The sequence below is a fragment of the Bathymodiolus japonicus methanotrophic gill symbiont genome (genome assembly GCF_019721995.1).
Taxonomy (GTDB): Bacteria; Pseudomonadota; Gammaproteobacteria; order Methylococcales; family Methylomonadaceae; genus Methyloprofundus.
On the sequence record NZ_BLYC01000027.1, the window covers coordinates 34440 to 48173 of the forward strand.

The following is a 13734-nucleotide window of genomic DNA, read 5'->3' on the forward strand; positions in this document are numbered from 1 at the left end:
ACCGCGCGTTGCAGGGTGGTCGCACAAGAAAAGTAGGTTCACTGTCACATCTAGGAACATTAATGGCAGGCAATAAAAAGCCCCAATGAAAAAATAAACATTGAGGCTTCTTTATATTTAGGATAAACTGTCAGGTTGGTGCGGAAATAGTTCCTACACCAAGATGCTTATTCCTTTATCAGAAGAGATAAGCGTGTTGTAACCGTAAACAAGTCCTTTCGCAGAGGACAATATTAAACATAGAGGGAAAATATTAAATTACATGTTTTAAGGTACATTATACAAACAAGGGCGTTAAGGATTCTTAAATCCTGTCCCTATAATACCTAATAAAAACGTTAATTGTCAACCCTAGTAAATATCAACACAGCCGCACGGAATCCCTTTTGGTATTCAATGGCTTGGAAATATTTAATCTAGTTTTAATGCTGTCCGTTATTGCTGTTCAGGCGCTTGTTTACATCGTTTTAAATATCAAACGAGGTAAAACTTATGAAAAATGCAGTTCAAGGGTTCTGTCGCAACAAAACAAAACCACCCATATTAGCTCTACCTACTCCTATTTCTCTAGGTGGTAGAGAAATAGGCTGGATAGGAAAGGGGTGTGAAAGATAATGGCTAAGCGTCTAAATCCCAATAATGTAAAAATCCATCGTAGTTATACAGTGAGTCAGATCACTTATTTATATTCTGTTCATAAAAACACGGTTCGTTCTTGGATTAAAGAGGGCTTAGCGACCACTGATAAAGAGCGTCCTCTGTTAATTCTTGGTAGGGATTTAAAGAGGTATCTACAAGAAAAAAGAGAGGGTAATCAAAAGAAATGCAAGTCGTCTGAAATATATTGTGTAAAGTGTCGCGCTCCTAAGATACCCGCTGAAAACATGGTTGATTATAAGCCTATAAATAAGTATCAGGTACGCTTGATCGGACTCTGCCCAACGTGTGAAAACATTATCAATAAATTCTATAGTATCTCAAGATTAGAGGAGATTAAGGGGATATTGGCAGTCCAATGAACGAGAGCATTAAAACGATTAAGCAATACTATATACCCCCCCTTAAATTGTGACTCCAATAAGGACTCTTCAACACGGATGAAATACATAAGTTAATTATGCGTTTTGGCTTGATCAGGAGACAGGATTTAAGAGTTTAAAGCAGACCCATTTTATAGAATCTTTCTCTAAATTAGAATGGAGAATACTTACAAACTTTCATAAAAAATGTAGCAGTCTCATCGGGGCTAATTTTTCAAAAGCATATCCCATTATGAGTCTCTCAAAGACTAGACTGTTATGTTTTTTATAGTTGATTTTGAAACTTTAATTTAAAGAAATTATAACCAAAAGGACATCACGATGTCAACTAACCTTAAAGGTGAGTAAAGTGAATAAAATATTCAATATTATAGCATTAGTGTCAATTTTTGCTATACCCCCCCTCAAATAGAGAGGTTAAAAAGTTATGAACCACCATCCAGATAATGAGCGTATTAAGCACAAATATTTTACATTCCTTAAAGAATGTAAGCAACAAGATGAATCATCTATAGATTCGGCAGCTGCGGCGATTAGTCGCTTTGAATCTTATACAAAATATCGGGATTTTAAGGCATTTAATTTTAACCAGGCGATAGGATTTAAGAATAATCTTGCCAAGCAAACTAATCAGCGTACAGGTAAGCCCTTAAGTAGGTCAACGCTTAACTCAACCCTGAGGCATCTTAAAACTTTTTTCCAGTGGCTGTCTAGGGAGCCTGGGTATAAGTCCCGCATTCCGTATTCGGATACCGACTATTTCAATTTATCCGAAAAAGACGTTCGTATTGCAACCGCACGGAGGGAAAAGCCCGTTCCTACAATGGAACAAATTAAGCATGTTCTTGAAACTATGCCAAATAATTCAGCTATAGAGCGGCGTAATCGTAGCCTAATAGCGTTCATACTTTTAACGGGCGCACGAGACAGTGCTATTGCATCTATGAAATTAAAGCATGTTGATATTAGTGGTCATAGTGTATTTCAGGATGCGCGAGAGGTGAATACTAAATTCAGCAAGACGTTTACCACTTTCTTTTTCCCTGTTGGGGATGATATTCAGCAAATTGTTGCTGATTGGGTGCGTTACCTTAGAGAGGAGTTGCTTTGGGGGGATGATGATCCTTTATTCCCTAAGACTAACGTGGTTAATGGCGATGATAAAATGTTTGAAGCCACAGGCTTCAAAAGAGAACATTGGAGTACAGCTTCGCCTATACGGGCTATTTTTCGTAATGCTTTTAAATCGGCTAATTTGCCGTATTTTAATCCGCATAGTTTTCGTAAGACACTGGTGACACTTGGGCAGAAGATATGCCAGTCCCCAGAAGAGTTCAAAGCATGGAGTCAAAATTTAGGGCATGAACAGGTTTTAACAACTCTGTATAGCTATGGAGAGGTGCAACAATCTAGACAAGGGGAGATTATCCAGCAATTAAGCACTCCGCGCGTTGAATCTGTTTATCCAAGTCCTGATGAGTTTCTCCAAGCTGTTATGGGACGGCTGGATGCACAAACAAGGGGGAAACTCCGCGCCTCCCGTATAAGCGTCAGTTTACAGTAAGATATAATGCCTGTTTGATAACGTCAGCATCAAGTCCTTATCCACTCAAGGCGGTGCTGGCTAATGGTTTTTTTTATAAAGCGTGGTAGTTAATTTACTGAAGTTTCTCAATTATTGAGTAGCTGAAATACACAATGCTGGTGTATCGAGGTTTATTTTAGGTGGTTTTGCCATGTTTATAGCAAACCCCTACTTAATTCCCCTTAGGCAATAGCATTTGAAACGAATGAAAATACTATTTTTTCATATAGTTGTAGCATAGTTTCAATTTTACCATAAATAATTATTGGGAAACTTCAGCTATACAATACCTTCGCCAAAATGAAAAAAACACTCATTTTTATGAATTTTACATCCTATAAGCGATTGATTTATATAGGTGTAAGATTGTCATTTTTGGCTTAAATTAAAATTGGCGAAGGTATTGCTATAATATTTTTATAGCGAACCATTGAACCGTAAACGAACCACCCCAAAGGAGGTCATAGCATGATTGAATTATCAAAGGCGCGTGTTAAGCAGCTTGAAATAAAGGACGCGGTACTAATGCCTTATTATGATACAAGCGACCCGCGATATTTTGATAAAGGGAAAAAGAAAATGGCAGAAGATGAAGAAAAACAAAGCTTTTTATCTGATAATTGCGAAACATTCGCAGATTTAGAAGCCGCATATAACAACGTAAAAGACCCAGAACTTGCAAGGCGGCTAAAAAGCTTGAGTCGTAACTATAGAAAGCCGCCTAGAAATGATAAGCAATTAGATATATTTGAACCGCCGCCATTAACAGACATTGCCACTAAAGACGATATAAGTTTAATGGATATAGCTGTTTTTGGTTTGGGTAGAAAGCCACGTTTTGAACCTATTAAACATGATTTAAAAGATGCTGAAATAGTTGTGCAAGGTGGTACTGATTGCGGCATGGCAACTATATTTGATTATGATGTTTTTCTTTATATGATTTCATATTTAACCAATGAAATGAATAAGGTTAGGGAAGAAATAAAGGGAGGCCGTGAAGGTTATTTACCCCCCAGAAAAATAAAGCCCTCTGTCGCTGAACTTCTAAAATATTGTCGCCGAGATCATGGAGGCAAAAATTACAAGTTATTAGAAAAATCATTAGAGCGATTGAGTACTACTAAAATAAAGATAAGGCATGAAGGTAAAGGGCTTCGGCGTGTTGGTATGTTTAGTTTAATAGGTGATTACACGATTAAAACACAAAAAGAAACAGGTGTAATTATGTCTGTTTCTATTGATATTCCCCAATGGGTTTATGATGGAGTTGTAAGGGTTAATAATCCCACGGTTTTAACCCTGCCAAAAGAATATTTTTTATTAGATCAGGGGAACCATAGGTTTTTACATCGTTTATGTCGTAAAGCAGCAGGGAAGGGGGAAGCTAATTATAATTTACAAACAATTTATGAGCGGAGCGGTTCAACAAGTCCCTTTAGAAGCTGGAAAGCGAAATTTAAAAAATCTATTGAAGCTTTAGAAAATGATCCATTGCCTGATTATTCTGTTACATGGGAAAAAAAGAGCGGACGAATAAATATAAAAATGGTTTTTACTGGTTAAAGACAATTAGCGGACTTAGGGTGCAAAAATAGAGCTTGTGGATAGCAGCGGACTTAGGGTGCAACCTAGCGGACTTAGGGTGCAACCTAGCGGACTTAGGGTGCAACCTAGCGGACTTAGGGTGCAAATATTGGTATAAGCGACTGAATTATAAAATGAAATCAGCCCTAAAACTAATTAAAACTCTTTAAAACTCTTTAAAACATTTTGGCTTGTGGATAACTTAACTAAAAATAAAAAAATAGGCTTTAGCATCGAGAGCAAAAAAGAATGAGTTGCCTGAGAGTATAATAACTAACAGGTCGAACCAGATTGCTGTAAAAAAAGTGTTAAACTCGATGTTCAAGTTTTCAGCTATAACTGGGCTAAGAAAAGTAAATTTTTCCGGCTTTGTTTTATAAGTGATTGATTTACAATGATGTTGATGCTTTCTTTGTCAGTAAAATTATCAATAAAATCAATCAGTTAAAAAACTTGAACATCGAGTTAAAGGGTCTTAATGTGAAGCACAATAGGAGGACTTATTTTATGCCGCCTTTAAGTAAAACTGATAGCTCAATTCATTAGAGTCAGATTCCCTTGTATTTTCTCATATAAGGGAATCTTTATGTATCGAGTATACGCTAAAAAAAGTTACTTCCTCCCTAGGGTAAAGAGTCGCCAGAATACTGTTGCTTGTTGCAATAAGCCAACCCTTTATTTTGGAATGGTTTACCGTTTAATCTTTGTTTTCTGTAACAGCTATAACAAACCACACACACAATTAGTCAATCGCTTATTGATGGGCATGTAAGCCCCTTAAAGACCCACAAAAACATTTAATGGGTGTGGTATGCAGGGGTTAGCTATTAAAGCGCCTTAAAAGCGATATAAAGCGCCTTTGGCGAAGAGCTGGCGCGCCATATTTACTGTGAGTTATCCTTTTTAGAGTACTCTGATTCAATTGTAAAAAACATCAGGCGCGTCCAAGATAGAAAATTCCAGATACGATAAAAAAAGTTACTTACCCCCTGGGCGAAGAATAAAAACAGGTTCATAACCAGGATTACACAAATACGTATCTTTTGCGACAGAACCCACTTTGCTTTTGCGTTCCATAAATCACCTGTTTATGTAGTAGTAAGCAGTAGTAATATTACTAAAAAATAGGATTGTTTTCCTATTAAGATATTTTTATTTTTTAATATCATAAAATAAAGATATTTATATATTTTACTATCGTAGTATTTTTATCTTCCTGTATTATTGTTTTACACAATTATAAAATAATGAGGTCATTATTATGGATGTTTGGTTTTTAGTTTGTTCTAAAGGGGGGTTGGAAAGTCTACAATTTCTACCAATATGGCGGTATGCGCCGCGAGAGCTGGAAAAAAGGTTTTGCTTGTCGATCTGGACGAGAAACAAAAATCCGCCGCGAATTGGTGGAAAAGACGGGAAATCGAGGACGATATAAAAGCGGTTATTGTTCCCCATGATATAGAAAAGGTAAAAGAGATTTACGGGTTTGCACAAAAACAGGGTTATGATTTAGTAATTTTCGATACTAAAGGCGCAAGCGATACCCTGCATAATGTGATTATCGGATTTGCAACACTTTGTATTGTTCCTGTTCAACCGTCTGTTTTTGATCTTGAGGCAATACCAAGCGCCGCTAATATGATTAAAAGCCTTGATAAGCCTTTTACTATTCTTGTTTCACGCTGCCCCCCAGTAGGTAATGAATTTGAAAAGTTGCGCTTAGGGCTTGCTGCTCATGGGCTTGTTTGTCCTTATTCGACCGTAGAACGCAAGGTATATCGCCACGCTGCGGGGCTTGGTCTTGGGGTTGGAGAATATGACGAAAAAGACAAAGCCGCCGAGGAAGTAAAAAATATTTATGACAGGCGCGCCATGCTACCTCACGAAATTCCGGGACTCCTGTCGCCGTAATTCGTTCACCTACGCAGCGAATAGGAGATGCTCCAGCCGCCCTGCGTCCGCCACAGACTGAGCACAAAGCAGCTCAGTCATGGCTACCACAAATGGCTCTACGGCTATTCGGGATAAAATTTTAGCCTCCCTCGCGCGCTATCGCGCACTTCGGATTGGCAAATTTCCCTGCGCCTTCTGGAGACTATCAGCCCGTCCGGGGCTGACAGCGGGCGAAGGTATTGTTAAAACATAATTAAAACAGGTATATCACCATGACAAGTACACAACAACGTAGCGAACTACAAAGCCAAATTTGGAAAATTGCGAATGAGGTTCGTGGGTCAGTCGATGGTTGGGATTTTAAGCAGTACGTATTAGGTGCTTTGTTCTATCGGTTTATAAGTGAAAACTTTGCCAGTTACATTGAAGCTGGTGATGGTAGTGTTCATTACGATGCTTTTTCCGATGATGATACACTCATTGCAGCAATCAAAGACGATGCAATTAAAACCAAAGGGTATTTCATCTACCCCAGCCAACTGTTTACCAACATAGCCGATAATGCCAATACTAACGATAACCTAAACACCGATTTAGCCACGATATTTTCCGCTATTGAAAGTTCAGCCAATGGCTACTCTTCTGAACCTGACATCAAAGGATTGTTCGCTGATTTTGACACGACCAGTAATCGTTTAGGTAATACTGTTGCCGATAAGAACAGTCGCTTAGCTGCCGTACTGAATGGTGTTAAGGGGCTAGGTTTTGGCAAGTTCCAAGACAACCAAATAGATTTATTTGGCGATGCCTATGAATTTTTAATTTCCAACTATGCCGCTAATGCAGGTAAATCAGGGGGTGAATTTTTCACGCCACAATGCGTAGCCAAGTTGATTGCTCAACTGGCGATGCACAAGCAAACAACGGTCAATAAAATTTATGACCCTGCCGCAGGTTCTGGATCCTTATTATTACAAGCAAAAAAACACTTTGATGCGCATATTATTGAAGACGGTTTTTTTGGTCAAGAAATAAACCACACCACCTATAACCTAGCGCGTATGAATATGTTCTTGCACAACATTAACTACGACAAGTTTAATATGATGTTGGGTAATACTCTAACTGAGCCGAAATTTAGTGATGACAAACCTTTTGATGCTATTGTCTCTAACCCTCCCTATTCAGTAAAATGGATTGGTAGCGGAGACCCTACGCTGATTAACGATGAACGCTTTGCGCCTGCGGGTGTATTAGCTCCGAAATCCAAAGCTGATTTTGCTTTTGTATTGCATTCCTTAAATTATTTATCCAGCAAAGGGCGTGCAGCGATTATTTGCTTCCCGGGTCTTTTTTATCGTGGTGGAGCAGAACAAAAGATCCGTAAATACCTAGTCGATAACAACTATGTAGAAACTGTTATTTCTTTAGCCCCCAACCTATTCTTTGGCACCACAATTGCGGTTAACATCTTAGTGCTTTCCAAACATAAAACTGAGAACACAACCCAGTTTATTGATGCCAGTGGATTGTTTAAAAAAGAAACCAATACTAATACGCTCACAAAAGAACATATCAAGCTTGATTGTCTTTTGTGAGCGTATTAGTATTGGTTCTTTTTTAAAACAATCCACTGGCATCAATAAACTGGGTTGTGTTCTCAGTTTTATGTTTGGAAAGCACTAAGATGTTAACCGCAATTGTGGTGCCAAAGAATAGGTTGGGGGCTAAAGAAATAACAGTTTCTACATAGTTGTTATCGACTAGGTATTTACGGATCTTTTGTTCTGCTCCACCACGATAAAAAAGACCCGGAAAGCAAACAATCGCTGCACGCCCTTTGCTGGATAAATAATTTAAGGAATGCAATACAAAAGCAAAATCAGCTTTGGATTTCGGAGCTAATACACCCGCAGGCGCAAAGCGTTCATCGTTAATCAGCGTAGGGTCTCCGCTACCAATCCATTTTACTGAATAGGGAGGGTTAGAGACAATAGCATCAAAAGGTTTGTCATCACTAAATTTCGGCTCAGTTAGAGTATTACCCAACATCATATTAAACTTGTCGTAGTTAATGTTGTGCAAGAACATATTCATACGCGCTAGGTTATAGGTGGTGTGGTTTATTTCTTGACCAAAAAAACCGTCTTCAATAATATGCGCATCAAAGTGTTTTTTTGCTTGTAATAATAAGGATCCAGAACCTGCGGCAGGGTCATAAATTTTATTGACCGTTGTTTGCTTGTGCATCGCCAGTTGAGCAATCAACTTGGCTACGCATTGTGGCGTGAAAAATTCACCCCCTGATTTACCTGCATTAGCGGCATAGTTGGAAATTAAAAATTCATAGGCATCGCCAAATAAATCTATTTGGTTGTCTTGGAACTTGCCAAAACCTAGCCCCTTAACACCATTCAGTACGGCAGCTAAGCGACTGTTCTTATCGGCAACAGTATTACCTAAACGATTACTGGTCGTGTCAAAATCAGCGAACAATCCTTTGATGTCAGGTTCAGAAGAGTAGCCATTGGCTGAACTTTCAATAGCGGAAAATATCGTGGCTAAATCGGTGTTTAGGTTATCGTTAGTATTGGCATTATCGGCTATGTTGGTAAACAGTTGGCTGGGGTAGATGAAATACCCTTTGGTTTTAATTGCATCGTCTTTGATTGCTGCAATGAGTGTATCATCATCGGAAAAAGCATCGTAATGAACACTACCATCACCAGCTTCAATGTAACTGGCAAAGTTTTCACTTATAAACCGATAGAACAAAGCACCTAATACGTACTGCTTAAAATCCCAACCATCGACTGACCCACGAACCTCATTCGCAATTTTCCAAATTTGGCTTTGTAGTTCGCTACGTTGTTGTGTACTTGTCATGGTGATATACCTGTTTTAATTATGTTTTAACAATACCTTCGCCCGCTGTCAGCCCCGGACGGGCTGATAGTCTCCAGAAGGCGCAGGGAAATTTGCCAATCCGAAGTGCGCGATAGCGCGCGAGGGAGGCTAAAATTTTATCCCGAATAGCCGTAGAGCCATTTGTGGTAGCCATGACTGAGCTGCTTTGTGCTCAGTCTGTGGCGGACGCAGGGCGGCTGGAGCATCTCCTATTCGCTGCGTAGGTGAACGAATTACGGCGACAGGAGTCCCGGAATTTCGTGAGGTAGCATGGCGCGCCTGTCATAAATATTTTTTACTTCCTCGGCGGCTTTGTCTTTTTCGTCATATTCTCCAACCCCAAGACCAAGCCCCGCAGCGTGGCGATATACCTTGCGTTCTACGGTCGAATAAGGACAAACAAGCCCATGAGCAGCAAGCCCTAAGCGCAACTTTTCAAATTCATTACCTACTGGGGGGCAGCGTGAAACAAGAATAGTAAAAGGCTTATCAAGGCTTTTAATCATATTAGCGGCGCTTGGTATTGCCTCAAGATCAAAAACAGACGGTTGAACAGGAACAATACAAAGTGTTGCAAATCCGATAATCACATTATGCAGGGTATCGCTTGCGCCTTTAGTATCGAAAATTACTAAATCATAACCCTGTTTTTGTGCAAACCCGTAAATCTCTTTTACCTTTTCTATATCATGGGGAACAATAACCGCTTTTATATCGTCCTCGATTTCCCGTCTTTTCCACCAATTCGCGGCGGATTTTTGTTTCTCGTCCAGATCGACAAGCAAAACCTTTTTTCCAGCTCTCGCGGCGCATACCGCCATATTGGTAGAAATTGTAGACTTTCCAACCCCCCTTTAGAACAAACTAAAAACCAAACATCCATAATAATGACCTCATTATTTTATAATTGTGTAAAACAATAATACAGGAAGATAAAAATACTACGATAGTAAAATATATAAATATCTTTATTTTATGATATTAAAAAATAAAAATATCTTAATAGGAAAACAATCCTATTTTTTAGTAATATTACTACTGCTTACTACTACATAAACAGGTGATTTATGGAACGCAAAAGCAAAGTGGGTTCTGTCGCAAAAGATACGTATTTGTGTAATCCTGGTTATGAACCTGTTTTTATTCTTCGCCCAGGGGGTAAGTAACTTTTTTTATCGTATCTGGAATTTTCTATCTTGGACGCGCCTGATGTTTTTTACAATTGAATCAGAGTACTCTAAAAAGGATAACTCACAGTAAATATGGCGCGCCAGCTCTTCGCCAAAGGCGCTTTATATCGCTTTTAAGGCGCTTTAATAGCTAACCCCTGCATACCACACCCATTAAATGTTTTTGTGGGTCTTTAAGGGGCTTACATGCCCATCAATAAGCGATTGACTAATTGTGTGTGTGGTTTGTTATAGCTGTTACAGAAAACAAAGATTAAACGGTAAACCATTCCAAAATAAAGGGTTGGCTTATTGCAACAAGCAACAGTATTCTGGCGACTCTTTACCCTAGGGAGGAAGTAACTTTTTTTAGCGTATACTCGATACATAAAGATTCCCTTATATGAGAAAATACAAGGGAATCTGACTCTAATGAATTGAGCTATCAGTTTTACTTAAAGGCGGCATAAAATAAGTCCTCCTATTGTGCTTCACATTAAGACCCTTTAACTCGATGTTCAAGTTTTTTAACTGATTGATTTTATTGATAATTTTACTGACAAAGAAAGCATCAACATCATTGTAAATCAATCACTTATAAAACAAAGCCGGAAAAATTTACTTTTCTTAGCCCAGTTATAGCTGAAAACTTGAACATCGAGTTTAACACTTTTTTTACAGCAATCTGGTTCGACCTGTTAGTTATTATACTCTCAGGCAACTCATTCTTTTTTGCTCTCGATGCTAAAGCCTATTTTTTTATTTTTAGTTAAGTTATCCACAAGCCAAAATGTTTTAAAGAGTTTTAATTAGTTTTAATTAGTTTTAGGGCTGATTTCATTTTATAATTCAGTCGCTTATACCAATATTTGCACCCTAAGTCCGCTAGGTTGCACCCTAAGTCCGCTAGGTTGCACCCTAAGTCCGCTAGGTTGCACCCTAAGTCCGCTGCTATCCACAAGCTCTATTTTTGCACCCTAAGTCCGCTAATTGTCTTTAACCAGTAAAAACCATTTTTATATTTATTCGTCCGCTCTTTTTTTCCCATGTAACAGAATAATCAGGCAATGGATCATTTTCTAAAGCTTCAATAGATTTTTTAAATTTCGCTTTCCAGCTTCTAAAGGGACTTGTTGAACCGCTCCGCTCATAAATTGTTTGTAAATTATAATTAGCTTCCCCCTTCCCTGCTGCTTTACGACATAAACGATGTAAAAACCTATGGTTCCCCTGATCTAATAAAAAATATTCTTTTGGCAGGGTTAAAACCGTGGGATTATTAACCCTTACAACTCCATCATAAACCCATTGGGGAATATCAATAGAAACAGACATAATTACACCTGTTTCTTTTTGTGTTTTAATCGTGTAATCACCTATTAAACTAAACATACCAACACGCCGAAGCCCTTTACCTTCATGCCTTATCTTTATTTTAGTAGTACTCAATCGCTCTAATGATTTTTCTAATAACTTGTAATTTTTGCCTCCATGATCTCGGCGACAATATTTTAGAAGTTCAGCGACAGAGGGCTTTATTTTTCTGGGGGGTAAATAACCTTCACGGCCTCCCTTTATTTCTTCCCTAACCTTATTCATTTCATTGGTTAAATATGAAATCATATAAAGAAAAACATCATAATCAAATATAGTTGCCATGCCGCAATCAGTACCACCTTGCACAACTATTTCAGCATCTTTTAAATCATGTTTAATAGGTTCAAAACGTGGCTTTCTACCCAAACCAAAAACAGCTATATCCATTAAACTTATATCGTCTTTAGTGGCAATGTCTGTTAATGGCGGCGGTTCAAATATATCTAATTGCTTATCATTTCTAGGCGGCTTTCTATAGTTACGACTCAAGCTTTTTAGCCGCCTTGCAAGTTCTGGGTCTTTTACGTTGTTATATGCGGCTTCTAAATCTGCGAATGTTTCGCAATTATCAGATAAAAAGCTTTGTTTTTCTTCATCTTCTGCCATTTTCTTTTTCCCTTTATCAAAATATCGCGGGTCGCTTGTATCATAATAAGGCATTAGTACCGCGTCCTTTATTTCAAGCTGCTTAACACGCGCCTTTGATAATTCAATCATGCTATGACCTCCTTTGGGGTGGTTCGTTTACGGTTCAATGGTTCGCTATAAAAATATTATAGCAATACCTTCGCCAATTTTAATTTAAGCCAAAAATGACAATCTTACACCTATATAAATCAATCGCTTATAGGATGTAAAATTCATAAAAATGAGTGTTTTTTTCATTTTGGCGAAGGTATTGTATAGCTGAAGTTTCCCAATAATTATTTATGGTAAAATTGAAACTATGCTACAACTATATGAAAAAATAGTCTTTTCATTCGTTTCAAATGCTATTGCCTAAGGGGAATTAAGTAGGGGTTTGCTATAAACATGGCAAAACCACCTAAAATAAACCTCGATACACCAGCATTGTGTATTTCAGCTACTCAATAATTGGGAAACTTCAGTAAATTAACTACCACGCTTTATAAAAAAAACCATTAGCCAGCACCGCCTTGAGTGGATAAGGACTTGATGCTGACGTTATCAAACAGGCATTATATCTTACTGTAAACTGACGCTTATACGGGAGGCGCGGAGTTTCCCCCTTGTTGTGCATCCAGCCGTCCCATAACAGCTTGGAGAAACTCATCAGGACTTGGATAAACAGATTCAACGCGCGGAGTGCTTAATTGCTGGATAATCTCCCCTTGCCTAGATTGTTGCACCTCTCCATAGCTATACAGAGTTGTTAAAACCTGTTCATGCCCTAAATTTTGACTCCATGCTTTGAACTCTTCTGGGGACTGGCATATCTTCTGCCCAAGTGTCACCAGTGTCTTACGAAAACTATGCGGATTAAAATACGGCAAATTAGCCGATTTAAAAGCATTACGAAAAATAGCCCGTATAGGCGAAGCTGTACTCCAATGTTCTCTTTTGAAGCCACAGGCTTCAAACATTTTATCATCGCCATTAACCACGTTAGTCTTAGGGAATAAAGGATCATCATCCCCCCAAAGCAACTCCTCTCTAAGGTAACGCACCCAATCAGCAACAATTTTGCTGAATATCATCCCCAACAGGGAAAAAGAAAGTGGTAAACGTCTTGCTGAATTTAGTATTCACCTCTCGCGCATCCTGAAATACACTATGACCACTAATATCAACATGCTTTAATTTCATAGATGCAATAGCACTGTCTCGTGCGCCCGTTAAAAGTATGAACGCTATTAGGCTACGATTACGCCGCTCTATAGCTGAATTATTTGGCATAGTTTCAAGAACATGCTTAATTTGTTCCATTGTAGGAACTGGGCTTTTCCCTCCGTGCGGTTGCAATACGAACGTCTTTTTCGGATAAATTGAAATAGTCGGTATCCGAATACGGAATGCGGGACTTATACCCAGGCTCCCTAGACAGCCACTGGAAAAAAGTTTTAAAGATGCCTCAGGGTTTGAGTTAAGCGTTGACCTACTTAGGGCTTACCTGTACGCTGATTAGTTTGCTTGGCAAGATTATTCTAATCCTATC

General features: G+C 38.6%; 9 protein-coding genes and 4 pseudogenes. 7 read left to right on the forward strand and 6 right to left on the reverse strand.

Features of this window, described 5'->3' with window-relative positions:
* Positions 1-614 precede the first annotated feature (614 nt).
* The 4 genes and pseudogenes from K6984_RS22535 to K6984_RS36510 all read left to right on the forward strand — a co-directional run.
* Positions 615-1019: a helix-turn-helix domain-containing protein gene (locus K6984_RS22535; protein WP_230988246.1), complete on the forward strand. Its 405-nt coding sequence runs from the start codon at positions 615-617 to the stop codon at positions 1017-1019.
* A gap of 448 nt (positions 1020-1467) precedes the next feature.
* Complete coding sequence (locus tag K6984_RS22540) at positions 1468-2604, forward strand: tyrosine-type recombinase/integrase (protein WP_221897532.1); 1137 nt, start codon at positions 1468-1470, stop codon at positions 2602-2604.
* A 489-nt stretch (positions 2605-3093) separates the two neighbouring features.
* Positions 3094-4191 carry a replication initiator protein A gene (locus tag K6984_RS22545; RefSeq protein WP_221897533.1) on the forward strand — a complete coding sequence of 366 codons (1098 nt, stop codon included), beginning with the start codon at positions 3094-3096 and terminating at the stop codon, positions 4189-4191.
* A gap of 1326 nt (positions 4192-5517) precedes the next feature.
* Positions 5518-5823: pseudogene (locus K6984_RS36510) on the forward strand (division plane positioning ATPase MipZ); the annotation flags it as partial.
* Between the two features lie 55 nt (positions 5824-5878).
* On the opposite strand, the gene K6984_RS31560 reads toward K6984_RS36510, so the two are convergent.
* Entirely contained in the window at positions 5879-6190 is a 312-nt protein-coding gene (locus K6984_RS31560) for a hypothetical protein (protein WP_230988247.1), read from the reverse strand.
* Between the two features lie 12 nt (positions 6191-6202).
* Between K6984_RS31560 and K6984_RS22555 the strand changes: the two genes are divergently transcribed.
* Both K6984_RS22555 and K6984_RS22560 read left to right on the forward strand, forming a co-directional pair.
* The gene (locus K6984_RS22555) at positions 6203-6358 is read left to right on the forward strand and encodes a hypothetical protein (RefSeq protein WP_221897535.1); all 156 of its coding nucleotides are present in this window, start codon (positions 6203-6205) and stop codon (positions 6356-6358) included.
* Positions 6359-6377: 19 nt separating this feature from the next.
* Positions 6378-7685: pseudogene (locus K6984_RS22560) on the forward strand (type I restriction-modification system subunit M); the annotation flags it as partial.
* 43 nt (positions 7686-7728) lie between these two features.
* On the opposite strand, the pseudogene K6984_RS22565 reads toward K6984_RS22560, so the two are convergent.
* Positions 7729-8991: pseudogene (locus K6984_RS22565) on the reverse strand (type I restriction-modification system subunit M); the annotation flags it as partial.
* A gap of 19 nt (positions 8992-9010) precedes the next feature.
* On the reverse strand, positions 9011-9166 hold the full coding sequence (locus K6984_RS22570) for a hypothetical protein (RefSeq protein WP_221897535.1): 156 nt from the start codon (positions 9164-9166) through the stop codon (positions 9011-9013).
* A gap of 12 nt (positions 9167-9178) precedes the next feature.
* Between K6984_RS22570 and K6984_RS31565 the strand changes: the two genes are divergently transcribed.
* Entirely contained in the window at positions 9179-9490 is a 312-nt protein-coding gene (locus K6984_RS31565) for a hypothetical protein (protein ID WP_230988247.1), read from the forward strand.
* A 55-nt stretch (positions 9491-9545) separates the two neighbouring features.
* Here the strand turns inward: K6984_RS31565 and K6984_RS36515 are convergent.
* The 3 genes and pseudogenes from K6984_RS36515 to K6984_RS35835 form a co-directional block, all read right to left on the reverse strand.
* A pseudogene (locus K6984_RS36515) lies at positions 9546-9851 on the reverse strand (division plane positioning ATPase MipZ); the annotation flags it as partial.
* 1326 nt (positions 9852-11177) lie between these two features.
* Positions 11178-12275, reverse strand: coding sequence for a replication initiator protein A (locus K6984_RS22580; RefSeq protein ID WP_221897533.1), 1098 nt, complete (start codon positions 12273-12275; stop codon positions 11178-11180).
* 506 nt (positions 12276-12781) lie between these two features.
* Complete coding sequence (locus tag K6984_RS35835; RefSeq protein WP_338024564.1) at positions 12782-13276, reverse strand: hypothetical protein; 495 nt, start codon at positions 13274-13276, stop codon at positions 12782-12784.
* Between the last annotated feature and the right edge of the window lie 458 nt (positions 13277-13734).